Origin of the sequence: Bradyrhizobium manausense (assembly GCF_018131105.1) — a bacterium.
Lineage (GTDB): Bacteria > Pseudomonadota > Alphaproteobacteria > Rhizobiales > Xanthobacteraceae > Bradyrhizobium > Bradyrhizobium manausense_B.
On sequence record NZ_JAFCJI010000002.1, the window covers coordinates 976,254 to 1,000,213 of the forward strand.

General features: G+C 64.0%; 21 protein-coding genes and 1 other RNA gene. 11 read left to right on the plus strand and 11 right to left on the minus strand.

The window, feature by feature from the left end; translation table 11 throughout:
- Positions 1 to 2: 2 nt before the first annotated feature.
- Together JQ631_RS24905 and JQ631_RS24910 are read left to right on the plus strand one after the other, a co-directional pair.
- Entirely contained in the window at positions 3 to 2,177 is a 2,175-nt protein-coding gene (locus tag JQ631_RS24905; protein ID WP_212330383.1) for a xanthine dehydrogenase family protein molybdopterin-binding subunit, read from the plus strand.
- Positions 2,174 to 3,517, plus strand: a complete 1,344-nt coding sequence (locus tag JQ631_RS24910) for a cytochrome c (RefSeq protein WP_212330385.1) — start codon at positions 2,174 to 2,176, stop codon at positions 3,515 to 3,517. Before JQ631_RS24905 ends, JQ631_RS24910 begins: the two co-directional genes overlap by 4 nt.
- 188 nt (positions 3,518 to 3,705) lie before the next feature.
- On the opposite strand, the gene JQ631_RS24915 is transcribed toward JQ631_RS24910, so the two are convergent.
- The 3 genes from JQ631_RS24915 to JQ631_RS24925 form a co-directional block, all read right to left on the minus strand.
- Positions 3,706 to 4,140 (minus strand): YybH family protein, encoded by a 435-nt coding sequence (locus JQ631_RS24915; protein ID WP_212330387.1) that lies wholly within the window; start codon positions 4,138 to 4,140, stop codon positions 3,706 to 3,708.
- Positions 4,141 to 4,335: 195 nt separating this feature from the next.
- Positions 4,336 to 4,518, minus strand: coding sequence for a hypothetical protein (locus tag JQ631_RS24920; protein ID WP_212330389.1), 183 nt, complete (start codon positions 4,516 to 4,518; stop codon positions 4,336 to 4,338).
- A gap of 43 nt (positions 4,519 to 4,561) precedes the next feature.
- A complete protein-coding gene (locus tag JQ631_RS24925) occupies positions 4,562 to 5,560 on the minus strand; it encodes an ABC transporter substrate-binding protein (RefSeq protein ID WP_212330391.1) in 999 nt (332 codons plus the stop codon).
- Positions 5,561 to 6,843: 1,283 nt separating this feature from the next.
- On the opposite strand from JQ631_RS24925, the gene JQ631_RS24930 reads away from it, so the two are divergent.
- A complete protein-coding gene (locus JQ631_RS24930) occupies positions 6,844 to 7,077 on the plus strand; it encodes a hypothetical protein (protein WP_212330393.1) in 234 nt (77 codons plus the stop codon).
- A gap of 83 nt (positions 7,078 to 7,160) precedes the next feature.
- On the opposite strand, the gene JQ631_RS24935 is transcribed toward JQ631_RS24930, so the two are convergent.
- The 7 genes from JQ631_RS24935 to JQ631_RS24965 form a co-directional block, all read right to left on the minus strand.
- Positions 7,161 to 7,634, minus strand: a complete 474-nt coding sequence (locus JQ631_RS24935) for a hypothetical protein (protein WP_212330395.1) — start codon at positions 7,632 to 7,634, stop codon at positions 7,161 to 7,163.
- A 265-nt stretch (positions 7,635 to 7,899) separates the two neighbouring features.
- Positions 7,900 to 8,199, minus strand: coding sequence for a hypothetical protein (locus tag JQ631_RS24940; RefSeq protein ID WP_212330397.1), 300 nt, complete (start codon positions 8,197 to 8,199; stop codon positions 7,900 to 7,902).
- 76 nt (positions 8,200 to 8,275) lie between these two features.
- Positions 8,276 to 9,100: a TIGR00282 family metallophosphoesterase gene (locus JQ631_RS24945; RefSeq protein ID WP_212330399.1), complete on the minus strand. Its 825-nt coding sequence runs from the start codon at positions 9,098 to 9,100 to the stop codon at positions 8,276 to 8,278.
- Positions 9,078 to 9,674 carry a 5-formyltetrahydrofolate cyclo-ligase gene (locus JQ631_RS24950; protein WP_212330401.1) on the minus strand — a complete coding sequence of 199 codons (597 nt, stop codon included), beginning with the start codon at positions 9,672 to 9,674 and terminating at the stop codon, positions 9,078 to 9,080. Before JQ631_RS24950 ends, JQ631_RS24945 begins: the two co-directional genes overlap by 23 nt.
- Positions 9,675 to 9,867: 193 nt before the next feature.
- A non-coding RNA gene (ssrS, locus tag JQ631_RS24955) (6S RNA) lies at positions 9,868 to 10,028 on the minus strand.
- Between the two features lie 58 nt (positions 10,029 to 10,086).
- Positions 10,087 to 10,470 carry a cell division protein ZapA gene (locus JQ631_RS24960; protein ID WP_212330403.1) on the minus strand — a complete coding sequence of 128 codons (384 nt, stop codon included), beginning with the start codon at positions 10,468 to 10,470 and terminating at the stop codon, positions 10,087 to 10,089.
- Entirely contained in the window at positions 10,467 to 10,757 is a 291-nt protein-coding gene (locus JQ631_RS24965; protein ID WP_249160910.1) for a DUF4164 domain-containing protein, read from the minus strand. The genes JQ631_RS24960 and JQ631_RS24965 overlap by 4 nt, the downstream gene beginning before the upstream one ends.
- A 330-nt stretch (positions 10,758 to 11,087) precedes the next feature.
- Here JQ631_RS24965 and tkt point away from each other — a divergent pair, with 330 nt between their 5' ends.
- From tkt to JQ631_RS25005, 8 genes are all read left to right on the plus strand, one after another.
- On the plus strand, positions 11,088 to 13,073 hold the full coding sequence (tkt, locus tag JQ631_RS24970; protein WP_212330407.1) for a transketolase: 1,986 nt from the start codon (positions 11,088 to 11,090) through the stop codon (positions 13,071 to 13,073).
- Positions 13,074 to 13,240: 167 nt separating this feature from the next.
- The gene (gene gap / locus JQ631_RS24975) at positions 13,241 to 14,248 is read left to right on the plus strand and encodes a type I glyceraldehyde-3-phosphate dehydrogenase (RefSeq protein ID WP_212330409.1); all 1,008 of its coding nucleotides are present in this window, start codon (positions 13,241 to 13,243) and stop codon (positions 14,246 to 14,248) included.
- A 149-nt stretch (positions 14,249 to 14,397) separates the two neighbouring features.
- Complete coding sequence (locus JQ631_RS24980) at positions 14,398 to 15,594, plus strand: phosphoglycerate kinase (protein WP_212330411.1); 1,197 nt, start codon at positions 14,398 to 14,400, stop codon at positions 15,592 to 15,594.
- 63 nt (positions 15,595 to 15,657) lie between these two features.
- On the plus strand, positions 15,658 to 16,725 hold the full coding sequence (fba, locus tag JQ631_RS24985) for a class II fructose-bisphosphate aldolase (RefSeq protein ID WP_212330413.1): 1,068 nt from the start codon (positions 15,658 to 15,660) through the stop codon (positions 16,723 to 16,725).
- 231 nt (positions 16,726 to 16,956) lie between these two features.
- On the plus strand, positions 16,957 to 17,982 hold the full coding sequence (locus tag JQ631_RS24990; RefSeq protein ID WP_212330415.1) for a class I fructose-bisphosphate aldolase: 1,026 nt from the start codon (positions 16,957 to 16,959) through the stop codon (positions 17,980 to 17,982).
- A 3-nt stretch (positions 17,983 to 17,985) separates the two neighbouring features.
- The gene (locus tag JQ631_RS24995; protein ID WP_212330417.1) at positions 17,986 to 18,654 is read left to right on the plus strand and encodes a thiamine phosphate synthase; all 669 of its coding nucleotides are present in this window, start codon (positions 17,986 to 17,988) and stop codon (positions 18,652 to 18,654) included.
- An 8-nt stretch (positions 18,655 to 18,662) separates the two neighbouring features.
- Entirely contained in the window at positions 18,663 to 19,781 is a 1,119-nt protein-coding gene (locus JQ631_RS25000; RefSeq protein ID WP_212330419.1) for a tetratricopeptide repeat protein, read from the plus strand.
- 95 nt (positions 19,782 to 19,876) lie between these two features.
- Positions 19,877 to 20,662: an inositol monophosphatase family protein gene (locus tag JQ631_RS25005; protein ID WP_212330421.1), complete on the plus strand. Its 786-nt coding sequence runs from the start codon at positions 19,877 to 19,879 to the stop codon at positions 20,660 to 20,662.
- A 134-nt stretch (positions 20,663 to 20,796) separates the two neighbouring features.
- Here the strand turns inward: JQ631_RS25005 and JQ631_RS25010 are convergent, their stop codons facing one another.
- Positions 20,797 to 23,958, minus strand: a complete 3,162-nt coding sequence (locus JQ631_RS25010) for a multidrug efflux RND transporter permease subunit (protein ID WP_212330423.1) — start codon at positions 23,956 to 23,958, stop codon at positions 20,797 to 20,799.
- Positions 23,959 to 23,960 lie beyond the last annotated feature (2 nt).

The window sequence follows — 23,960 nt, forward strand, 5'->3', positions numbered from 1 at the left end:
CCATGATCACCGACAAGGCTCTTCCCAACGTCTCCCGCCGCGCGCTCCTGACCGGCGGTCTCGCCACCGGCTTCCTGCTCGCCTTCCATCTGCCGCTGCGCGCAGCCGCCAACGAGCCTCCGCAGAAGGATGTGACCGAGGGCAAGTTCGCACCCAACGCCTTCATACGCATCGACGCGACCGGCCGCACCGTGCTGATGATGCCCCAGGTCGAGATGGGCCAGGGCACCTACACGTCGATCTCGGCCGTGCTTGCCGAGGAGCTGGATGCCGACTGGAGCAAGGTCGAGGTGCAGCATGCGCCGCCCAACGACAAGCTCTATGCTAATCCTACTTTCGGCCTCCAGGTCACCGGCAACTCCAACTCGATCCGCGCCTGGTGGATGCCGCTGCGCAAGGCCGGCGCGACCGCGCGCGCGATGCTGGTGCAGGCTGCAAGCAGCCAGTGGGGCGTCGAGCCCGCAAGCTGCACGACATCGAAGGGCGAGGTCGCCCATGCCGCGAGCGGCCGCAAGCTCGGCTATGGCGAGCTGGCGCTCGCCGCGCAGGGCCAGACGCCGCCCAAGGACGTCGCGGTCAAGGATCCCAAGGATTTCGTCCTGATCGGTCAGCCGCTGAAGCGGCTCGACACGCCCGACAAGGTCAACGGCAAGGCGCTCTACGGCATCGACGCGATCCTGCCCGACATGAAGATCGCCGCGATCGCCAATTGCCCTGTGTTCGGCGGCAAGGTCGGCAAGGTCGACGACAGCGCCGCGACGAAGGTCGCCGGCGTGCGCAAGATCGTCGTGCTCGACGACGCCGTCGCCGTGATCGGCGACCATATGTGGGCTGCGAAGAAAGGTCTCGAAGCGCTCAAGATCGAGTGGAACGAGGGCCCCAACGCGAAAATCAGCTCCCGGGACATCTGGCAGAACCTGCGCGACGCCAGCACGAAGGACGGCGCGGTCGCGAAATCCACCGGCGACATCGCCAAGGCGCTCGCAACGGGCGACAAGTTCGAGGCGGCCTACGAGCTGCCGTTCCTGGCGCATGCGTCGATGGAGCCGATCAACGCCACGGTGCGGGTCACGAAGGATTCCTGCGAGATCTGGACCGGCACGCAGATCATGACGCGGGTGCAGTCCGAGGCAGCCAAGGCCGCCGGCCTCCCGGTCGACAAGGTGATCGTCAACCAGCACCTGCTCGGCGGCGGCTTCGGCCGCAAGCTCGAGCCCGACATGGTGATCGCGGCGGTGAAAATTGCAAAGCAGGTCGACTATCCCGTCAAGGTGATCTGGACCCGCGAGGAGGACATCCAGCACGATGTCTATCGTCCTGTTTATCGCGACCAGATCACGGCATCGCTGGTCGACGGCAAGGTCGCGGCCTGGAAGTACAAGGTCGCCGGCTCCGCCGTGCTGGCGCGCTGGCTGCCGCCGGCGTTCCAGAAAGGTATCGACATCGACGCGGTCGATGCGGCGGTCGACGCGCCCTACGACTTCGCCAATTTCCACGTCGAATATGTCCGCGCCGAGCCGCTGTCGGTACCGACGGGCTTCTGGCGCGGCGTCGGTCCGAACAACAACGTGTTCGCGGTCGAATGCGCCATGGACGAGCTTGCGCGCAAGGCCGGCAAGGATCCGATCGAATTTCGGAAATCGATGCTGACTAAGAACCCGCGCATGCTCGCGGTGCTCAACCAGGTCGCTGAAAAGTCCGGCTGGGGCCAGCCGCTGCCGCCGCGCGTCGGCCGCGGCGTCTGCGTGCAGCCGTCATTCGCGAGCTTCATCGCGACCGTCGTGGAAGCCGAGATCGACGATTTCGGCGAGATCACGCTTCGCCGCGTCACCTCGGTGGTCGATACCGGCATCGCGGTCAACCCTGACACGGTGAAGGCGCAGATCGAGGGCGGCCTCGTCTTCGGCCTCACCGCCGCGCTCTATGGCGAGATCACCATCGACAAGGGCCGCGTGCAGCAATCGAATTTCCACGACTACCGCATGATGCGCATCAACGAGACGCCGAAGATCGAAGTCATCGTCGTCAAGAGCGGCGAAGCGCCCGGCGGCATCGGCGAGGCCGGCGTCAACGCCGGACCGCCTGCGCTGCGCAACGCGATCCTTGCTGCAACCGGCGTGACGCTGCGGCGCCTGCCGATCGATCGGAAACTGCTGGCGGCGGGGAAGAAGGCATGACCAGGACAATGCGTATCCTTGCAAGCCTGGTCGTGATCGCCATCGTCGCGGCAGCGCTGGGCGTCTTCGTCATCCGCGGGCCGGGCCCGCTCGATTTTGCCGGCGGCACGAAAGTGGCGCTGGCGGATTACCGCGCCGGCAAGCCCACGGGCGTGCCGGCGCGGCTCGAGAAGGCCGGCATGGTCGAACGCGGCGAATATCTGGCGAAGGCGGCCGACTGCATGGTCTGCCACACCAAGCCCGGCGAGAAGGACTATGCCGGCGGGCTCGCCTTCAGGCTTCCGTTCGGCACGCTCTATTCCACCAACATCACGCCGGACAAGGACACCGGCATCGGCAATTACAGCGACCAGGATTTCCTCAACGCGGTCCAGCGCGGCAAGCGTCATGACGGCGCCCGGCTCTATCCGGCGATGCCCTACACGTCCTACACCTACATGAGCGACGAGGACGTGCTGGCGGTGAAGGCCTATCTGTTCAGCCTGCCGGCGGTGCGCGCCAAGGCGCCCGACAATACGCTGTCGTTCCCGTTCAACCAGCGCTGGGCGATGATGTTCTGGTCGGCCGTGTTCAATCCGGACACGCGCTTCGCGCCTGATACCTCGAAGAGCCCGGAATGGAATCGCGGTGCATATCTGGCGGAAGCGCTGGCGCATTGCGGCGAGTGCCACACGCCGCGCAATCTCGGCTTCGCGCTCGACAACCGCAAGAAGTTCGCCGGCGCCATCACGGCCGGCTGGCACGCCTTCAACATTTCGTCCGACAAGGCCACCGGTCTCGGCAACTGGCGTGACGAGGATCTGATCGCCTATCTGTCGCTCGGCCACGCACCGGGCCATGGCTCGGCCTCGGGGCCGATGGGTGAAGCGGTCGACCACAGCTTCAGCCAGTTCGCGCCGGAGGATATCCGCAGCATCGTTGTGTATTTGCGCAGCGTGCCGCCGGTGCCCTCGCCTGATCTGCCAGCCACCACGGCACCGGTCGCACCGGCCTCGCACAAGGACGGCGTGACGGCAGACGCGCGCGGCAAGAAGGTGTTCGCCGGCGCCTGCGCCAGCTGTCACGGCTGGAGTGGCGAAAGCCCGGTGTCACCGATGGCAACGCTCACCGGCACCTGGGCCGTCAACGACCCCGCCGCCACCAACGTCGCGCAGATCGTGATATCAGGCACCAGGCGGCACACACCCGATGGTGCCCTGTCGATGCCGGCGTTCGGCGATGCGTATACGGATGACGAGATCGCGGCGGTGGCGAACTACGTGACGGCAAGGTTCGGCGCGAAGGGCTCGAAGCTGACGGCAAAGGATGTGGCGGAGCTGCGGGAGCAGGCCGCGGAGTAGCGCCGGCGGGATTGACGGTTGCGAGGTTGATGTGCGAGCGCGCGCGTCAATCTCCGCCGTCGTCCCGGACAAGCGAAGCGCAGATCCGGGACCCATAAGCCGCAGCAATCGTTTGGCGAAGCCCGGAGGACTGCTAGGTGCCAGAAGCGGAAGCCGTCGTCCGTCTCTGCGGAGGTACCGCGCAATCATCATGGCGCGGCAACAACAACCGTTTCTTCGATGATCTTAGGCTGTCCACCTTCGCTCGACAGGATGGACGAATAGTAGCCATGAAACGACCGGTCCCCGACCTTGGCTTGCCATGTGCCCGCGTTGAACACAAAGGTGCCTTCGGGACGTGAGATGGTTCCTTGAACCGAATAATCGTGTAGTCCCATCTTCAGGGCGTCGCTGAAGCTCCGGCGAATGGCGTCCCGCCCTTGAAAAGTGCCGCTGGGCGTCACACGCACTGCGTTCTCTGCAAATGTCGCCGCCATCTTGTCCAGGTCACCACGATTGTACGCCTCTGAAAACTGCCTGTGCATCTCATCCATGGCGGCATCGTCAAGCGTCTCTCCCGCTATTGAGAAGTGCGGAACGGCCAGCAACAGGCAAACAGCAAAAGCCGCGAGCTTGGATGTCATGTTGTCCTCCGTGCGCTCTAACACATCAGGCCTGGGAGCACTGATCTCAGGCAACCGCCGCCATCTCGGGGAAGTTCCGTTCACGGTAAATCGCGTTAGTTTGGCGGTCGGCCAGTCACCTCCGGTGCACTCCAATCAACCGACATCATCAGAATGGTCCCGCGGGTCGGTTTGGGACACAAGCGGTCTGCCGCCTTATTCAATGACCTTGTCCGCAAGGCGAGCCCGGCGATGGTCTTTGAGTTTTCGGAAGATCGCGAGCCGACTGCCTTCTTCATCGTTGTGCTCAGCAAAGTGGTCGCGCTCATCTTTTGTGTCGCGATCGCGTTGCGCGCCGTCGGCGTACTGTCCACGGACCCGATTGCAGAAATCAAGCATTGGCTTCCGTGGCTGGGCCGCGTTCGGATTCGTTGCAATGCCACTATTCGATCACCTCGTTGGCGCTGATGAGCAACGCCTGCGGCAGCGTCACGCCAATCTTCTCCGCCGCTTTGGTGTTAAGCGACAGACGGAAAGCGATCGGTTGCCGGAACGGAATTTCGGCGGGGTTGTGGCCGGATAATATCTGCGCCATCTGAGCCGCCATCTGCCGAAACGCGTCAGGCAAATCGCGATAATAAGCCATCAGCCCTCCAGCCACGACGAGATCGTGAAAGGGATAGCAGGCGGGCAGGCGAGTACGGGTGGCCAGATCGACGAGCCTCTTGCTGTGGGACAAGTGTTCCGGCTCGTCGGAGACCAGCAGCATGTCGGATCTGGACCAGTCGGTTGAGGCGAAAGCAGCATCGTAGGCCGCATCGTTCAGATCGCTTCCGAGGTCCACTTGTGAAAGCGAAAGTTTGGACGATTGTGCAGCCTCCCGAACCATGGCGGCCTGTGGTTGCCTCCAAGCCTGCGAAGACGAAAGATAGGCCACTCGCGAAGCCTCAGGCTTTATCTCTCGTAGCAGTCCAAGACGCTTTCCATGAAGCTCTATCCCCGCGTCAACGGTCACGCCGGTCACGTTCCCTCCCGGTCGCGCGAGACTTGTCGCAAGCCCCCAGACGACAGGGTCACCTATGATGGTGACTATTGGAATGCTCTGTGTTGCCGCCCTGAGAGCGAGGGTCATAGGACCGGCTGATGTCAGGATTGCCTCTGGATTGGTGCTTACAACTGTTCTGGCCAACTCAGGATAGCGATCCATATCGCCACCTCCCGAATAGCGCTCAATGGCAAGGTTCTGCCCTTCGGCAAATCCCAGGCGCGCAAGTTCATCGAGGAACGCCCGATTGTAAGAGTTCGTCCTGAGACTTTCAATCGAGCGGGAAGGTGCGACGATTGCAATCCGTCTCTGTCCGGGCGGCTGCGCTCTGGCGATACCAGACAACACAACCGAACCGCCGAAAGCGCCTGCGATGAACTCTCGTCGCTTCATCATGGCTGCCCGACATTGTCCTGTCCGGAAAAGCATATGATCACAGGCTGCAAAGCGCGACCAGCCCAATCAGGACGGTCCTCCAGGTCGGAGCCGGGGCAACCGCTGACACTGGGCGTGCGGCAGGACAAGGCCGGGTGTGGACCAAGAACGGAAGTCAGCGCGGCAAGATGATTGCGCGATCTTCTCCCGAACGAAGTCGTTCTGCCGATCGACATCGGCAATCGCAACACGAGCAAATTCGGTCAGGGTTATCTCGGTCATGGCCGCGCTCCCTGCTCAAGCAGGCGGGAGCGCAATCAGTCTCTCAGCCACCGGCGCCTACGGGCAGGGCCTCGGCCGGTGATGATCCAACAACTAACACAGACCGGCTTGGTTGAACACTTAGTCAACCGGATCAACCATTCCCCAGCGAAGATGGCGACATCTGGTTATTTCTAGGCGAGCCAGTAAGACATTGCTTCTAATCCTCGCTACTTCAATGCGAGCTTGCAGTAGTCGGTTGCGCATCTCGGCTCTCATTGCCTGAGTATCCGCTATGACCGTATCCGCACGTTTCAGCAACAGATCGTCCATGTCGCCACGGTAGCGAATCCTCCCCCCCCCCCCGCACTAACCCATGACATGCCGACCGGCGGGTCTCGACGCGTTCACCGCGTGTCCGCTCCGGGTCAAAAGCGGGCCTGAGCGTGAGAAATGTCAGTTAATCTACTGGAAGCGGACCTGTCAGCGCACCGGGCGAAGGTCAGCAACGGGCCCAGTAGGCGACAGTTCGACTGTCGAACCGAATTGGCCCATTAGCTTGCAGCAGGATTTCCCCGATCAGCACTGATCCTGTCGGCTGTTTCCGTCTGAAGATGAACAGCTCCAGCCCTCTCCACGCGCCTCAGCAAAACGTGGGCTCGGAGCTTGCCGGCTTCCGGCCGCGCTTTGCGAAGGGCCCTGCGCCCCTCTTCTCTCAGGGCGAGAGTATCTGCGATGAGGGTGTCAGCGTATTTTAGCAGACTATCCATAGACCCAGATAAGCCGAATAGGACCGTTCAGTCGTTGATGTCGCTCAATCGTCGCTTGAACCAGCAGCGGTCAACGCATAGACGCTTGAGCGCCCGAAAATCGGAAGAGTTCCGATCTTCAGCCACTTCGGCTTCCTAGGCCGTTGGCCAACGAGGGACGTCGGCAGCAATATCCGCGTCATCAGCAACGGGCCAAAAGGCGACCTCGGCACCCAAGAGGAACGGCATCTTCGTGGGGACGTTTCACGATGGGCGTTTCAGTGGAGCTAAAGCATGGATCGAGAAGCCGAAGTCGAACGCCTCGGGCAGTCCGACAGGCATATCGCGACTGCCGAGCAACACATCACGAAGCAACGACTTTTACTCGACAATCTGCGGTCGGACGGTCACGACACAAAAGTTGCAGAGGAGATGCTTACGGGCTTCGAGCACAATCTGAAGACGCTGCTTGAGCATCGAGAGCTAATTCTCAAAACGATTGAGCAGATCGACAACGGGCTGGCCTGATCACTGGGCGTTACCGATCCAGACGAATTCGGCTCTCTGTTTTTCTTATGGGCCGGCATCAACGACCAAATGACCAGGTTGCCTTACAGGCCCTCGTCGGTCTCCTCGATGGCCCTAAGGATAAGCTCTCGGTGCTCGCGCATTACCTGCAGATTGGCCTCGAAAACCCTCATGGTTTCCTCCGCGAGCTTTGTGTCCTGGCCATCGCAACGCAGGTTCTCGATCAAGGCCGTTTGCTCACTGATCACACGTTCAGCTTTTCCTACGTGTTCATTGGCAAGAGACAGATGTTGCCGCTCAAGGGATCGCCACTCCCCCTTTGCCTTCAGTTTCCTATCGATGGCTGTCTGTATCCGAAGGTCGTCAGGGGGGCGAGACGATGGCGTTTCGGGCGTTTCGGTCTTGGGCTGCGCGATCTTTGGAATGTTTGGCGGAGGATTTTCCGCCAGCACTTTGCGGCCCAGCGCGACAGCCGCCCGTCCTGACGCCAGACTGCGATCCTCCCTCTCCTTGTCGAGAGGAGACAAACGGAAAATGCGGACAGCCGGCACCAACATTTCCGATGCTCCCGGTCCTGCAGTCGGGAATCTGTCGTGAGCATCCTACCGGACTTAATACCTGAATGACAGGGCATCGGCCTTTCAGCCTGGACAGTTCGGCGGAACAGAAGCGCCCCCCCGTTATAGGGGATGGCACAGGACCTAGAGACGCTGTTCGCACGTGCCCAAACCGCAATTCTGCGCTCCAAGCAGCTCGCGGAAGACTTTGTTGCAGCGCATAGGCGCATGCTGGACCAGATAACCGCGAGGCGGATGAAGGACTTCACGCCGGCTGATCGGAAGATAAGGTACCCGCAGGACATTCCTCAAAAGCGTCCTGCCTATCAGCCATTTCCAACCGAGACTGACGATAACGAGACCTAGCGCTCCGAGCACGACCGACGGCTAATCTCAGCGCGCGGGCCACCCTTCTGACCTGCACGAGTTGTTCTATTGCCTCGTCCCTGACGCGATAGCCCTCTTCGATTGCCCGGTCGGCGCGCTTGAGCAGATCGTCCATCGCTGCATAAGACGACGCGAAATAGATCGTTCCGATCAGCTCCCAAAGTCCGTTGCGGGTCACTATCGGGCTTCCCGGACTTGCCCGTACCTGGTCCCCTCACGGTGCCAAGCAGACGCTCGGATCCATGATTGCAGTCCTAGCTCAGCCAGAACTTCGGCGTCGCCGGCTCCAGCCTTCCGCCGACGCGCACCGGCGCAATCTTCAGCGCCAGGCCCGTCGCGTCGTCCGTCTCGACTGCGACACCGCTCAGCGTCGCAACACCCGCGGCCGGCTCGAACCGGCCCGACGGAATCCCGGACGTGAACCGGCGCAGCGGCTCTTCCTTCTGCATGCCGATGATGGAGTCGTAGTCGCCGGTCATGCCGGCATCGGTCATGTAGGCGGTGCCGCCCGACAGGATCTGGTGATCGGCCGTCGGCACATGGGTGTGCGTGCCGACGACGAGGCTGGCGCGGCCGTCGCAGAAGAAGCCGACGCCCTGCTTCTCGCTGCTCGCCTCGCAATGGAAGTCGACGACGATGGCGTCGGCGGCAACACCGAGCGGACAGGCGCCGAGTTCGCGCTCGAGCGCGGCAAAGGGATCGTCGAACGGGGTCATGAAGACACGGCCAAGCGCGTTGACGACGAGCGCGTGCTTGCCGTTCTTGGTCTCGACCAGGGCGGCGCCGCGGCCGGGCGTGCCGCGCGGATAATTCGCGGGCCGCACCAGGCGCTCGGCGCGCTCGATGAAGACAAGGGCTTCGCGCTGGTCCCAGGAATGATTGCCAAGCGTCACCGCATCGGCACCGGCATTGAGAAACTCCTGGTAGATCGCTTCGGTGATGCCGAAGCCACCGGCCGAATTCTCGCCGTTGACGACGACGAAATCGAGCGACCAATCCTTGACCATGCCGGGCAGATATTCGGCGATGGCATCGCGCCCCGCCCGACCGACGACATCACCCACGAAGAGAATGCGCAACTTCAGAACTCCGGAAATCGAACACGTCCGATTCCGTTAGCACATAATCCAGCGCCACGTCGTGGGCCAATGCCGGAACCGCCTTGATCTCCTGCGCGGCAAAAGCAAGCCCGATGCCGAGGATGTTCTTGGCCTTGCGCAGGTGAGCGAAGGTGACGTCGTAGTGCCCCGCACCATATCCGATGCGATGGCCCAGACGATCGAAGGCCGCGAGCGGCGTCAGCATGATGTCGGGGATGACCTCGGCGGCTGCCGGCGACGGCTCGGGAATGCCGAGCGGGCCGAGCATCAGGCGGTCGTTCGGATGGAAGAGGCGGAAGATCAGCGACTGACCGCGCGCGGTGACGCAGGGCAGCGCCAGCCTGGCACCTGCCTCGGCGAGCTTCTTCATCAGCGGCAGCGGATCGATCTCGCTGCGGATCGGCGAATAGCCGGAGACGATGCTGCCGGGCAGCAGCTCGAACGGCAGCCCGCGCTTGGCGAGTTTCGTCGCGGCGGCAGTGCGCTTCTTGTCGCTCAGCGCGTCGCGCGCCGCGAGGGCTTTGGCGCGGAGTTCGGATTTTGAATTGGACATGCGCGTTGGTCCCCCAAGGTCATCACCCGCCTTGTGCGCGCTTGCGCACTGGAGCGGATGATCCAGCATTCCAGAGGCGGTGGTGAGTCACACGAAAGCCGCGGCGTACTGGATTCCCCGCTTTCGCGGGGAATGACACCTACTGAACTGGCCGCGGTCATTTCGACAGGCAAGAACCAGAAGGAAGAAACAGTGCGAAGCCGCGGACGCCGTTGAAGCACTCGATCCCGGAGTTCCCTACGAAAGTAGGTGGGCACCATATGTCCGGGCCCACGGGCCCGGCCAGGGACAGTTCCCTAAAGGATCGATAAGGCCCCGGGGATATATGGCTCCGGACGCGCGTCGCAGCCTCGCCGGGGCAATGTAACAACGATACTGACGAATCGCCAGCCCGGCGGACGGCCGTCCACGGTCAGCCGATCGCGATCCCGTTGCCGACGGTCCGGTTCAGGACCTGGGTCGACTTCTCGATGCGCTCGGCTGCGGAGTTCAGTGCGTTGACCACGGCGGTCTGGGTGATCCGGGCGCGCTCGACGGCGGCGTTGCGGAAATCCCTAAGCTCGGTCAGCTCCTGCTCCATGGTGCGGATGCGGTTGCCGGCATCGACCAGCTCGTCGCAGACGGTCAGTGCCGCCATCACGGTGAGGCGTGCATCGCCGATCTCGCCGAACTTTCCGCGCAGCGACTGAATCCGCGTCTCCAGGCTTTCGGCGAGCTTCAACAACCGCACCTCCTGGCCCTCCTCGCAGGCCATGCGGTACTGGCGGGCATTGATGGTGACGTTGATGTGGCTCATCCGTCCTCTCCGGTATCAAGTACCGAGCGTATCGTGACGATCGCGGAATCCAGCCGATCCGAGATCTCGCGGTTGGTGCGCTCGAGCTTGCGCGCCTTCACCAGCGCGCCGTCGAGCTCGTCGGCAAGACGCGAGCGATCCGCGCCCAGCGCCTGGATTCGCGTCGCAAGCTCATTCTCGTCGCGGTCGGCATCGCGACGCCGCTCGACCGCGCTTTCGAGCGAGTCGAGTGCCGCCGTGAGTCTGCGGGTCGCAATCTCGATCTCGACGGCGGACGACTCCGTCATGGCGGAGCTTTTGGAAACGCGATCGTTCATGCAGTCAGCGGCGGAACCTGTGGGCCTTGCCCGTGGCCTTTACCTGGGAGCTTGCCGTCCGGCAAAAGACTCGGTTCGGCAAGCGGTTAGAAGCAGAAATTTACGTGGCAAGCTAGCCGAGCGCAACGCCGCCGCGAAACTATGCACCGCTAAGCAACCTTTACGGCCAAACCGACGTTTGATTGCCTTGGACTCCCGGAACCGAGGTGCTATCCCAGCCCCGACCTTCAGTGGCCGAAAGGCTCCTTTCCGCGCGGCCCGCACCACCGCCAAGCGCCTCATTTCAGACGGATTTCAGACATGACGCAAGTCGATCACAACCGCATGGCCAACGCGATCCGTGGCCTCTCGATGGACGCCGTCGAGAAGGCGAAATCGGGCCACCCCGGCCTGCCGATGGGCGCCGCCGACATGGCCACGGTGCTGTTTACGCAATTCCTGAAGTTCGACGCCGCAGCGGTCGACTGGCCCGACCGCGACCGCTTCGTGCTCTCCGCCGGCCACGGCTCGATGCTGCTCTACTCGCTGCTGTACTTGACCGGCAATGCCGACATGACGCTGGACCAGCTCAAGCATTTCCGCCAGCTCGGCTCGCTGACGCCGGGGCACCCCGAGAACTTCCACACCAAGGGCATCGAGACCACCACCGGCCCGCTCGGCCAGGGCATCTCGACCGCGGTCGGCATGGCGCTCGCCGAGAAGATGCTCGCCGCCGAGTTCGGCAAGAAGATCGTCGATCACCACACCTACGTGCTCGCCTCCGACGGCGACCTGATGGAAGGCGTGTCGCAGGAAGCGATCGCGATGGCCGGCCACTGGAAGCTCGGCAAGCTGATCGTGCTCTACGACGACAACGGCATCTCGATCGACGGCCCGACCTCGATCTCCGACTCCGTCGACCAGGTGAAGCGCTTCAAGTCGGCCGGTTGGGCCGCCGAGAAGATCGACGGCCACGACCAGGCAGCGATTGCTGCCGCGATCACCCGCGCACAGAAATCCAACAAGCCGACGCTGATCGCCTGCCGCACCACCATCGGCTTCGGCGCGCCGCACAAGGCCGGCACCGCAAAGGCGCACGGCGAAGCGCTCGGCGCCGACGAGCTCAAGGCCGCCAAGGAAAACCTCGGGATCTCGCAGGACGCCTTCTCGGTGCCGGATGACGTGCTGAAGGCCTGGCGCGCTGCCGGTTCGCGCGGCGCCGCGGCCCGCCGGGAATGGGAGGGACGGCTCGGTGAACTCGGCAGCCGCAAGCGCGCCGAGTTCGAACGCCGCCTGCGCCACGAGCGTCCGGCCGCGCTGGCAAAGAACGTGCGCGCGTACAAGAAGGAGCTGCTGGAAAAGCCGATGACAGCGGCGACCCGCAAGTCCTCGGAAGCCGTGATCGAAGTGATTGCCGGCGCGATGCCGATGGAATTCCTCGCAGGCTCCGCCGACCTCACCGGCTCCAACAACAACAAGGCGAAGTCGGCGACCGCGTTCTCGGCGAAGACGCCGAAGGGCCGCTTCATCCATTACGGCATCCGCGAGCACGGCATGTGTGCCGCGATGAACGGCATCTTCCTGCATGGCGGTTTTGCGCCGAACGGCGCGACCTTCCTGGTGTTCACCGACTACGCGCGTCCGGCAATGCGCCTCGCCGCGCTGATGGGCGCCGGTGTCGTCTACGTGATGACGCATGATTCCATCGGCCTCGGCGAAGACGGCCCGACCCATCAGCCGGTCGAGCATCTCGCCGCCCTTCGCGCCATTCCGAACATGCGCGTGTTCCGCCCCTGCGACGCGATCGAGGTCGCCGAGTGCTGGGAGCTTGCGCTGAATCGTATCGACGGTCCGACCGTGCTGGCGCTGACGCGCCAGAACCTGCCGCAACTCCGCACGTCAGCGCCGAACGAGAATCCGTGCGCGGCCGGCGCCTACGAGCTGGTCGCTGCCCAGGGCGAAGCCAAGGCGACGCTGTTCGCGTCCGGCTCTGAAGTCGAGATCGCGGTCGCCGCCCAGAAGCAGCTCGCCGAGCGCGGCATCGCGTCACGGGTGGTCTCCGTGCCCTCGCTCGAGCTTTTGTTAGCGCAACCAGAAGCCAAGCGTGCCGCCATCATCGGCAATGCGCCGGTGAAGGTCGCAATCGAAGCCGCCGTGCGCTGGGGCTGGGATGCCGTGATCGGCCAGGATGGCGAATTCATCGGCATGCATTCGTTCGGCGCCAGCGCGCCGGCGAAGGACCTTTTCAAGCACTTTGGCATTACCGCCGAGGCTGCGGTCAACGCCGTCCTGAAGCGCGTTTCCTGAGAGTTGAGCTTGGCGGGAAAAAGGACTACGTAAGTCTCATATGTTCAAGCATCGCCCGGCCGAACCGGGCGTCCGCCCTAAAAAACCCTCGCAGGCGCGCTAAGCGCGTTGTGCGGGATGATCGGGGTTATTGAACACGTCATCGAACGGTCACAAGGAGACGAAACATGGTAGTCCGCGTCGGAATTAACGGTTTTGGTCGCATCGGCCGCAACGTCCTGCGAGCTATCGCTGAGTCCGGCCGCAAGGACATCGAGGTCGTCGGAATCAACGATCTCGGCCCGGTCGAGACCAATGCCCATCTCCTGCGCTACGACAGCGTCCATGGCCGCTTCCCCGGCACGGTGACCGTCGATGGCGACACGATCAGCCTCGGAGCCAACAAGATCAAGGTGACCGCCGAGCGCGATCCCTCGAAGCTGCCCTGGAAGGATCTCGGCGTCGACATCGCGCTGGAATGCACCGGCATCTTCACCTCGAAGGACAAGGCCTCCGCGCATCTGACCGCCGGCGCCAAGCGCGTGCTGGTCTCCGCGCCCGCCGACGGCGCCGACGCCACCATCGTCTACGGCGTCAACCACGAGACGCTGACCAGGGATCACCTGGTCGTCTCCAACGGTTCGTGCACGACGAACTGTCTCGCGCCGGTCGCCAAGGTGCTGAACGATCTCGTCGGCATAGAGACCGGCTTCATGACCACGATCCATGCCTACACCGGCGACCAGCCGACGCTCGACACGCTGCACAAGGATCTCTATCGCGGCCGCGCTGCCGCGATGTCGATGATCCCGACCTCGACCGGCGCCGCCAAGGCGATCGGTCTCGTGCTGCCGGAACTGAAGGGCAAGCTCGACGGCGTCGCGATCCGCGTGCCGACCCCGAACGTCTCGGTCGTCGACCTCAAGATCGTCGCCAAGCGCGCCACCGACGCCAAGGAAATCAACGCGGCGATGAAGCGCGCCTCCGAGCAGCAGCTCAAGGGCGTGCTCGGCTACACCAATGCGCCGAACGTCTCGATCGACTTCAATCATGATCCGCACTCCTCGACCTTCCACGAGGACCAGACCAAGGTGCAGAACGGCACGCTGGTGCGGGTGATGTCCTGGTACGACAACGAGTGGGGCTTCTCGAATCGCATGGCCGACACCGCCGTCGCGATGGCGAAGGTGATCTAACTGCACTCTCGTGTCCCGGACGCGATGCAGCGTGAAACGCTGCTTCGCAGATCCGGGACCCGTCGATCGCGGGACTCGCTGCAATGTGGGTCCCGGTTCTGCACAGCGGCGCTGCGCGCCGCAATGCGCCCGGGACAAGGAAGCGTCCGATGACCAACAAATTCCGCACCCTCGATGACGTCGACGTGAAGGGCAAACGCGTGCTGCTGCGCGTCGATCTCAACGTGCCCATGGACAATGGCCGCGTCACGGACGCGACCCGGCTCGAGCGCGTCGCGCCGACCATTACCGAAATCTCCGACAAGGGCGGCAAGGTCATCCTGCTCGCGCATTTCGGCCGGCCGAAGGGACGCGATACCAAGGACTCGCTTCTGCCCGTCGCGGAAGCGCTGTCGAAGGTCGTGAAGAAGCCCGTCGCGTTTGCCGATGACTGCATCGGCGAGCCCGCGGCCAAGGCTGTCGCGGCGTTGAAGGATGGCGACATTCTCTGTCTGGAAAACACCCGTTTCCACAAAGAGGAAGAGAAGAACGATCCCGCATTCGTCGCGGAATTGGCAAAACTCGGCGACATCTGGGTGAGTGATGCGTTCTCCGCGGCGCACCGCGCCCATGCCTCGACCGAAGGCCTCGGCCACAAGCTCCCCGCCTATGCCGGCCGCACCATGCAGGCCGAGCTCGATGCGCTGGAGAAGGCGCTGGGTTCGCCGACCAAGCCGGTCATCGCCATCATCGGCGGCGCAAAAGTCTCGACCAAGATCGACCTGCTCGAAAACCTCGTCAACAAGGTCGATGCGCTGGTGATCGGCGGCGGCATGGCCAACACCTTCCTGCACGCCCAGGGCGTCGGCGTCGGCAAGTCGCTGGCCGAGAAGGATCTCGCGCCGACGGCGCTGCGCATCATGGAGAAGGCGGAAGCCGCCAACTGCGCCATCATCCTGCCGGTCGACGCCACCGTCGCCTATCATTTCGCGGCGAATGCACCCTCGCACGCCTACGGGCTTGATGCGATCCCGGCCGACGGCATGATCCTCGACGTCGGCCCGCAATCGATCGCGCGCATCCATGCGGCGATCGACGATGCCGCGACGCTGGTCTGGAACGGGCCGCTCGGTGCTTTCGAGATGCAGCCGTTCGATCGCGGTACGATGGCGGCCGCCAAGCACGCAGCCGAGCGCACCAAGACCAAAAAGCTGATCTCGATCGCGGGCGGCGGCGACACCGTCGCGGCCCTCAACCAGGCCCATGTGGCCGGTCAGTTTACCTATGTCTCGACCGCCGGCGGCGCATTTCTCGAATGGATGGAAGGCAAGCCCCTGCCCGGCGTCGAAGTTCTGCGTACCAGGTAATTCGAACGGCAAGAAAACAGCAAGAAACAAGCGGCCCTCAGGCCCAACCGGAGAAGAAGACAGATGGCTCGGATCACGTTGCGTCAATTGCTCGACCATGCGGCTGAGAACGATTACGGCGTACCGGCCTTCAACATCAACAACATGGAGCAGGCGCTGGCGATCATGGACGCGGCCAACCAGGTCGACGCGCCCGTCATCATCCAGGCCTCGCGCGGTGCGCGCTCCTATGCCAACGACGTCATGCTCAAGCACATGATGGACGCGGTGACCGAGATCTACCCGCACATTCCGGTCTGCGTGCATCTCGACCACGGCAACGAGGCCGCGACCTGCATGACCGCGATCCAGGCCGGCTTCACCTCGGTGATGATGGACGGTTCGCTCAAGGCCGACGGCAAGACCCCCGGCGACTGGAGCTACAATGTCGGCGTGACCAAGACCGTCACCGACATGGCTCATCTCGGCGGCATCTCGGTCGAGGGCGAGCTCGGCGTGCTCGGCTCGCTGGAGACCGGCATGGGCGACAAGGAAGACGGTCACGGCGCCGAAGGCAAGCTGAGCCACGACCAGCTCCTGACCAATCCGGACGAGGCCGTGAAGTTCGTGCAGGAGACCAAGGTCGACGCGCTCGCCATCGCGATGGGGACGTCGCACGGCGCCTACAAGTTCACCCGCAAGCCCGACGGCGACATCCTCGCCATGAACGTGATCGAGGAAATCCACCGCAAGCTGCCGAACACGCATCTGGTGATGCACGGCTCCTCGTCGGTGCCGCAGGACCTGCAGGACATCATCAACGCCTATGGCGGCAAGATGAAGCCGACCTGGGGCGTGCCCGTCGCCGAGATCCAGCGCGGCATCAAGCACGGCGTGCGCAAGATCAACATCGACACCGACAACCGCATGGCCATGACCGGCCAGATCCGCAAAGTGCTGAAGGACAATCCGGAAGAGTTCGATCCGCGCAAATACCTGAAGCCGGCGATGGAAGCCATGACCAAGCTGTGCAAGCAGCGGCTCCAGGAGTTCAACACCGCAGGGCAAGCCGCCAAGTTCAAGAAGATCCTGACCCCCGCCGACATGGCCAAGCGCTATGCCAAGGGCGAGCTGGACCCGAAGGTCGCGTAAGGCAGCTCCGCAGGCACCTTCTCCCGTCATTCCGGGGCGCCGCAAAGCGGCGAACCCGGAATCCATGGTGCCACCGTCGACGCGGATCAATGGATTGCGGGCTCGCGCCAAGGGGCGCGCCCCGGAATGACCGATGTCCCTTTTACCCTGCGACCAACGTTAACTCGGAAATTGCCCGAGAACGGTCTAACTTCACAGGCAAGGGCAGAATCGTTTTGGGAGGACCTCTCGATGAATCTGACTGAGCTCAACAAGGTTGCGACCGCCATGGTCGCACCCGGCAAGGGCATCCTTGCCGCCGATGAATCCTCCGGCACCATCAAGAAGCGGTTCGACGCGATCGGCGTGGAGTCGACGGAAGGCAACCGCCGCGACTATCGCGAGATGCTGTTCCGCTCGAAGGAGGCCATGAGCCAGTACATCTCCGGCGTGATCCTCTACGACGAGACGATCTGGCAGGACGCCGCGGACGGCACGCCCCTGGTCCGGCTGATCGAGCAGAGCGGCGCCATTCCCGGCATCAAGGTCGACGAGGGTACGCAAGCCCTGCCGATGTGCCCGGGTGAAACCGTCACCGTCGGCCTCGACAAGCTCGCCGAGCGCCTGAAGAAATATTACGAGCGCGGCGCGCGTTTCGCCAAATGGCGTGCGGTGATCGATATCGCAAACGGCATTCCCTCGATGACCGCGATCAGCGTCAATGCCCATGCGCTGGCGCGTTACGCCGCGCTGTGCCAGGCCGCGCAGATCGTGCCGATCGTCGAGCCTGAGGTGCTGATGGATGGCGATCACGACATTGATCGCTGCTATGACGTGACGAGCCGCGTGCTCAACAAGACCTTCCAGGAACTACGCGTGCAGCGCGTCGCGCTCGAAGGCATGGTGCTGAAGCCGAACATGGCGATCTCGGGCAAGAAGTGCGCAAGGCAGGCCTCCGTCGAGGAAGTCGCCGACAAGACCATTCGCCTGCTCAAGGCCTGCGTGCCCGCCGCCGTGCCCGGCGTCGCCTTCCTCTCCGGCGGCCAGTCGGACGAAGAGGCGACCGCGCATCTCAACGCCATGCACAGGCTGGGCCCGCTTCCCTGGGGACTGACCTTCTCCTACGGCCGCGCGCTGCAGGCCGCGCCGCAGAAGGCCTGGTCGGGCAGGCCCGAGAATGTCGCCGCCGGACAGAACGCATTCAGTCACCGCGCCCGCATGAACGGCCTCGCCTCCAAGGGCGAATGGCAAAGCAGCCTGGAAAAGAAGGCAGCCTAGATCTTGTCGAACAAACCGCCTCCGCCGCGCCCGGCGCCGCGCCTCTATCTCGCGACGCCCGTGGTCGATGATCCCGCCTCGCTCCTTGCCGAACTGCCGGCGCTGCTGGCCGCTGCCGATGTCGCGGCCGTGCTGGTGCGGCTGAAGGAGACTGACCAGCGCACCATGATTTCGCGCATCAAGGCGCTGGCGCCGGTGGTGCAGAAGGCCGGTGCCGCGCTGCTGGTCGACGGGCATGCCGAGCTGGTCGCGCGTGGCGGCGCCGACGGCGCGCACCTCCCCGGCATCGCCGCGCTGAAGGAGGCGCTGCCGTCGCTCAAGCCCGATCGCATCGCCGGCGTCGGCGGGTTGACAACGCGGCACCACTCCATGGATGCGGGCGAGATCGGCGCGGACTATTTGCTGTTCGGCGAGCCGGACGCGAACGGCCAACGGCCGTCATCGCAGGCGATCGCCGAGCGGCTGGACTGGTGGGCCGAGCTGTTCGAGCCGCCCTGTGTCGGCTTCGCCGTTTCGTTCGAGGAGGCCTACGACTTCGCCGCCAGCGGCGCCGATTTCGTGCTGGTCGGCGATCTCGTCTGGGCCGATCCGCGCGGGCCCAAGGCTGCGCTGATCGAAGCCGACGCCGCAATCAAGAAGGCCTTCACGGCTGTTGCCGTGGACCAGAGCTAGCACCTGACATGACGCTTCCGCGCATCATCCTTCTGGCCACGCTGCTGCTGGCAACGCCCGCGGTCGCGCAGCTCCAGATCACGCCACCGGCCACGATTCCAAGCCCTGCGCCCGAAAAGCAGAAGCCCAAGGAAGCACCAAAGGAAGCGGCAAAGGAGCCGGCGAAGGACAAGCCGAAGGTCGCGCCGCACACGATCACCAAGAAGAAAGAGGCCACGCCGGCGCCGAAGCCATCGGCCTCGCCGAGCCCGACGCTGCCGGCGACCGTGATCCCGGCGCCGCCGACCGACAATTCCAACGTCGATCTGGTGTTCGGCGCCTATCAGCGCGGCGAATACAAGACCGCCTTCGACCTCGCCAGCGCGCGCGCCAAGACCGGCGACGCCAAGGCCATGACCATGCTGGGCGAGCTCTATTCCAACGCCATGGGTATCCGGCGCGACTACGCCAAGGCGGCCGAATGGTACAAGCGCGCCTCCGACGCCGGCGACCGCGAGGCGATGTTCGCGCTCGCCATGCTGCGCATGGCCGGCCGCGGCGGCCCCATCGACAAGGGCGACGCGGTCAAGCTGATGGCCTCCGCCGCCAAGCTCGGCGAGCCCAAGGCGGCCTATAACCTTGCTCTGCTTTATCTCGACGGCCAGACCCTGCCGCAGGACGTCAAGCGCTCCGCCGAGCTGTTGCGCCAGGCGGCCGACGCCGGGCTGCCCGAAGCGCAATACGCGCTCGCGACCTTCTACAAGGAAGGCACCGGGGTGCCGAAGGACCCCGAACGGTCGGTGCGGCTGCTCCAGGCGGCCTCGCTGGCCGACAATGTCGATGCCGAGGTCGAATATGCCATCGCCTTGTTCAACGGCACCGGCACGCCGAAAAACCAGCCCGCGGCCGTGGCCTTGCTGCGCAAGGCGTCCCGCCAGGGCAGCGCAATCGCGCAGAACCGCCTCGCCTGGGTCCTGATCAACGGCATGGGCACGCCCGTGGACAAGATCGAGGGGTTCAAATGGCATCTGGTGGCCAAAACATCGGGCAAGGGCGACCCTGAGCTCGACAAGGAGCTGTCCGATCTGCCCGCCGACGACCGCGCCAAGGCGGAGGCAGCCGCCAGGAAATGGCTCGGGAACAAATGACCTGACGCAATCTCTTGACGTTTGCCCCCTCGCGGGGCACCCAATTCCCTCAAATGGCGCCCTTTCGCGCCCCTCCCCCGCCAAAGACTGATCTCATGCTGTATTCTGCAACTATCAACGTCATGGTCAAAGCCGCGCGCCGTGCCGGCCGCAGCCTCAAGCGCGATCTCGGTGAGATCGAGCATCTCCAGGTCTCGCTGAAGGGGCCGGCCAACTTCGTCTCCCTCGCCGACAAGCGCGCAGAAGAAATCCTCTATCAGGACCTCGCCAAGGCGCGGCCCGGTTATGGCTTCATCGGCGAGGAAGGCGGCACGCGGGAAGGCACCGACAAGAGCCACACCTGGATCGTCGACCCGCTCGACGGCACCACCAACTTCCTGCATGGCATCCCGCAATTCGCGATCTCGATCGGTCTCGTGCGCGAGGGCACCATCATCGCCGGTGTGATCTACAACCCCGCCAATGACGAGCTCTATATCGCCGAGCGCGGCAAGGGCGTCTTCCTCAACGACCAGCGCCTGCGCGTGGCCGGCCGCCGCCAGCTCAACGAATGCGTGGTGGCCTGCGGCCTGCCCCATATCGGCCGCGGCGACCACGAGGAATTCCGCCGCGAGATGACTGCGATGCAGGACCGCGTCGCCGGCCTGCGCCGCTTCGGCGCTGCTTCCCTCGACCTCGCCTTCGTCGCCGCAGGCCGCCTCGACGGCTATTGGGAGCGCAATCTGCAATCCTGGGACATCGCCGCCGGCATGCTGATGGTGCGCGAAGCGGGTGGCACCGTGAGCGATATCGCGACGCCGGGCGACCCGCTGGTCACCGGTCACGTCGTGTGCGGCAACGAGTTCGTGCACGGAGAGCTGGTGAAGATTTTGCGGAAGTAGGCGAAGGCTTCCGCTGCAGCTCCGCTGTCATTCCGGGTCGCGCCACTCGGCACGGGCCCGGAATCCATTTCGTCACTGGAATTGCGGTTCGATGGATTCCGGATTCGCGCTGCGCGCGCTCCGAAATGACAGCATCAATGGCCGTGCGACGCCGGCGCCGGCGGGCCGTACGCTTCGCTTTCCCTCGCCGCCTTCGGCTCCCTGTCCCCCGCCAGCACGCGTTGCACGGAGACGAAGAAAACCGGCACCATCAGCAGCGCCAAAATCACCACCGCGATCATGCCGCCCATCACGACGCTGCCGAGCGCTTGCTGGCTGGCGCCGCCGGCGCCGTGGGCAATGGCCATCGGCAGCACGCCGCAGATGAAGGCGAGACCCGTCATCAGGATCGGGCGGAAGCGCAGGCGGCAGGCTTCGATCGTGGCTTCGAGCAGCGGCTTGCCCTCTTTGCGCAGATCCTTGGCGAACTCGATGATCAGGATCGCGTCCTTTGCCGCAAGGCCGATGATGGTGATCAGACCGACGGTGAAATAGACGTCGTTGGGCAGGCCGCGCAGCATGGCCGCCGCCACCGCGCCGACGATGCCGAGCGGTACGGTGAGCAGCACCGCGAGCGGAATGGTCCAGCTCTCGTAGAGTGCGGCCAGACACAGGAACACCACGAACACGGAAAGCGCGAGCAGGAACGGTGCCTGCGAGCCCGACAGCTTTTCCTGGAGCGACTGTCCGGTCCATTCATAGCCGAAGCCGCGCGGCAGCCTGCCGGCAAGTCTCTCCATCTCGGCAATCGCATCGCCCGAGGTGAAGCCCGGCCTGGCTTCGCCCGAGATGCGCACCGCCGGATAGTAGTTGAAGCCTGCAATCTGCGTCGGACCGCGCGACCATTCGACCGTGGCGAAGGACGAGAACGGCACCAGCTGACCCCGGCTGTTCTTGACGTTGTAGTTGAGGATGTCCTCGGGCTTCATGCGGTCGCGGCTGTCGGCCTGCACCACGACGCGCTGCATGCGGCCACGGTTCGGGAAGTCGTTGATGTAGTTCGAGCCGAGATTGGTCGAGATCGTGTTGTTGATATCCTCGAAGGTGACGCCGAAGGCGCCGGCCTTCTCGCGGTCGATCACGAGATTGACCACGCCGGCTTCGGGCAGGCCCTCCACATAGACCTTCTGCAGCACCGGGCTGGCATTGGCCTCCGTGATCAACTGGTCGGCGGCGCGCATCATGGCCGGATAGCCCTTCTGGCCGCGATCCTGGAGGCGGAACGAGAAGCCCGAGGAGTTGCCGAGATTGTCGATCGGCGGCGGCTGCAACGCCGAGATCTTGGCGTCGCGGATCGACGACGACAGATCGCGGTTGATGTCATTGACGATCGCCGCGGCCGAATCCTTCGGCCCGCGCTCCGACCAGTCCTTCAAGGTGATGAACGCCTGTGCGGTGTTCATGCCCTGGCCGGAGAAGCTGAAGCCCGTGAGGAAGGTGACATTGTCGACACCGGGCCGCTGCGCCAGATATTTTTCGACCTTCTCGATCACGGACTCGGTGCGGCCGTAGGACGAGTCGGACGGCGTCTGAACGTCAGTGGTGACGAAGCCCTGGTCGTCGACGGGCAGGAAGCCGCCGGGCAGGCTGACGAAGGCCCAGGACAGCCCGACCAGCAGCGCTGCATAGACCAGCATCAGGCGGCCGGTACGTTTCAGGGAGAAGCCGACCGTGCGGGAATAGCCCTCCTTGCCGCCTTCGAGCATGCGGTTGAACCAGCCGAACACGCCCTTCCTCGCATGACCGTGACCGGCCGCGACGGGCTTGAGCAAGGTCGCGCACAGCGCCGGCGTCAGCGACAGCGCCAGGAAGGCGGAGAAGCCGATCGCCGCGACCATCGTCACCGAAAACTGGCGGTAGATGATGCCGACCGAACCCGGGAAGAACGCCATCGGCACGAACACCGCCATCAGCACCAGCGTGATGCCGATGATGGCGCTGGTGATCTGAGACATCGCCTTGCGCGTTGCTTCCTTCGGCGACAGGCCTTCCTCCGCCATGATGCGCTCGACGTTCTCGACGACGACGATGGCGTCGTCGACGAGGATGCCGACCGCCAGCACCATGCCGAACATGCTGAGCATGTTGATGGAGTAACCGGCGAGCAGCAGCGTGGTACAGGCACCCAGCAGCGCCACCGGGACGACGATGGTCGGGATGATGGTGTAGCGGATGTTCTGCAGGAACAGGAACATCACCACGAACACCAGCACCACGGCTTCGAGCAGCGTCGAAAGCACCTTCTTGATCGAGGCCTCGACCACCGGCGTGATGTTGTAGGGAATTTCGTAGGAGATGTTGGCCGGGAAGAAGCGCGACAGCTCCTTCATCTTTTCCTCGACCGCGCTGGCGGTCGCCAGCGCGTTGCCGGTCGGCGACATCAGCACGGAGAGGCCCGCGGTCGGCTTGCCGTTCAGGCGGGTATTGAACTGATAGCTGAGGCCGCCGACCTCGATGCGCGCGACATCGCGCAGGCGCACGGTCGAACCGTCGGCATTGGCGCGCAGGATGATGGCGCCGAATTCTTCGGGCGAAGAGAGCTGGCCCTTGACCAGCACCAGCGCGGAGGTGCGCTGGGTCGCGGTCGACGGCTCGGCGCCGATGCTGCCCGAAGCGACCTGCGCGTTCTGCGCCGCGATCGCCTTGTTGACGTCGTCGGCGGTCAGCCCATAGCCGACGAGCTTTGCGGGATCGACCCAGACGCGAAGGCTGCGCTCGGTCGAATAGAGCGTGGCGCGGCCGACGCCGGGAATGCGGCGGATCTCGCCGAGCACGTTGCGGATCATGAAGTCGCCGAGGCCGACCTCGTCGAGGCTGCCGTCGGTCGAGTTCAGCGTGATGATCTGAAGCACCGCGCTGGAGGCTTCCTCGATCAGGATGCCCTGCTGGATCACGGCGCGCGGCAGGCGCGCCTCGACGCGCTTGATGCGGTTCTGCACCTCGACCGAGGCCGCGCTGGTATCGGTGCCCGGCTGGAAGTTGGCGATGATCTCGACCTGACCGAGCGAGTCGCTGGTCGATTCGAAATTGAGGATGCCGGAGGCGCCGTTGAGCTCCTCCTCGATCAGGCGCGTGACGCTGTTGTAGAGGTTCTCCGGCGACGCGCCCGGATAGCTCGTCGAGATCGAGATCGAGGGCGGCGCGATGATCGGATATTGCGCGATCGGCAACAGCGGGATCGAGATCGCACCGATCAGACAGATGAACAGCGCGACGACCCAGGCGAAGATCGGCCTGTCGATGAAGAAGCTCGGCATGG

What these genes read in the sequence shown, in the direction of transcription:
- JQ631_RS24905 (WP_212330383.1), top strand. Translation starts at nt 3, where the DNA reads ATGATCACCGACAAGGCTCTTCCCAACGTCTCCCGCCGCGCGCTCCTG.
- JQ631_RS24910 (WP_212330385.1), top strand. Translation starts at nt 2,174, where the DNA reads ATGACCAGGACAATGCGTATCCTTGCAAGCCTGGTCGTGATCGCCATC.
- JQ631_RS24915 (WP_212330387.1), bottom strand. Translation starts at nt 4,140, where the DNA reads ATGACATCCAAGCTCGCGGCTTTTGCTGTTTGCCTGTTGCTGGCCGTT.
- JQ631_RS24920 (WP_212330389.1), bottom strand. Translation starts at nt 4,518, where the DNA reads ATGCTTGATTTCTGCAATCGGGTCCGTGGACAGTACGCCGACGGCGCG.
- JQ631_RS24925 (WP_212330391.1), bottom strand. Translation starts at nt 5,560, where the DNA reads ATGATGAAGCGACGAGAGTTCATCGCAGGCGCTTTCGGCGGTTCGGTT.
- JQ631_RS24930 (WP_212330393.1), top strand. Translation starts at nt 6,844, where the DNA reads ATGGATCGAGAAGCCGAAGTCGAACGCCTCGGGCAGTCCGACAGGCAT.
- JQ631_RS24935 (WP_212330395.1), bottom strand. Translation starts at nt 7,634, where the DNA reads ATGTTGGTGCCGGCTGTCCGCATTTTCCGTTTGTCTCCTCTCGACAAG.
- JQ631_RS24950 (WP_212330401.1), bottom strand. Translation starts at nt 9,674, where the DNA reads ATGTCCAATTCAAAATCCGAACTCCGCGCCAAAGCCCTCGCGGCGCGC.
- JQ631_RS24960 (WP_212330403.1), bottom strand. Translation starts at nt 10,470, where the DNA reads ATGAGCCACATCAACGTCACCATCAATGCCCGCCAGTACCGCATGGCC.
- JQ631_RS24965 (WP_249160910.1), bottom strand. Translation starts at nt 10,757, where the DNA reads ATGACGGAGTCGTCCGCCGTCGAGATCGAGATTGCGACCCGCAGACTC.
- tkt (WP_212330407.1), top strand. Translation starts at nt 11,088, where the DNA reads ATGACGCAAGTCGATCACAACCGCATGGCCAACGCGATCCGTGGCCTC.
- gap (WP_212330409.1), top strand. Translation starts at nt 13,241, where the DNA reads ATGGTAGTCCGCGTCGGAATTAACGGTTTTGGTCGCATCGGCCGCAAC.
- JQ631_RS24980 (WP_212330411.1), top strand. Translation starts at nt 14,398, where the DNA reads ATGACCAACAAATTCCGCACCCTCGATGACGTCGACGTGAAGGGCAAA.
- fba (WP_212330413.1), top strand. Translation starts at nt 15,658, where the DNA reads ATGGCTCGGATCACGTTGCGTCAATTGCTCGACCATGCGGCTGAGAAC.
- JQ631_RS24990 (WP_212330415.1), top strand. Translation starts at nt 16,957, where the DNA reads ATGAATCTGACTGAGCTCAACAAGGTTGCGACCGCCATGGTCGCACCC.
- JQ631_RS25000 (WP_212330419.1), top strand. Translation starts at nt 18,663, where the DNA reads ATGACGCTTCCGCGCATCATCCTTCTGGCCACGCTGCTGCTGGCAACG.
- JQ631_RS25005 (WP_212330421.1), top strand. Translation starts at nt 19,877, where the DNA reads ATGCTGTATTCTGCAACTATCAACGTCATGGTCAAAGCCGCGCGCCGT.
- JQ631_RS25010 (WP_212330423.1), bottom strand. Translation starts at nt 23,958, where the DNA reads ATGCCGAGCTTCTTCATCGACAGGCCGATCTTCGCCTGGGTCGTCGCG.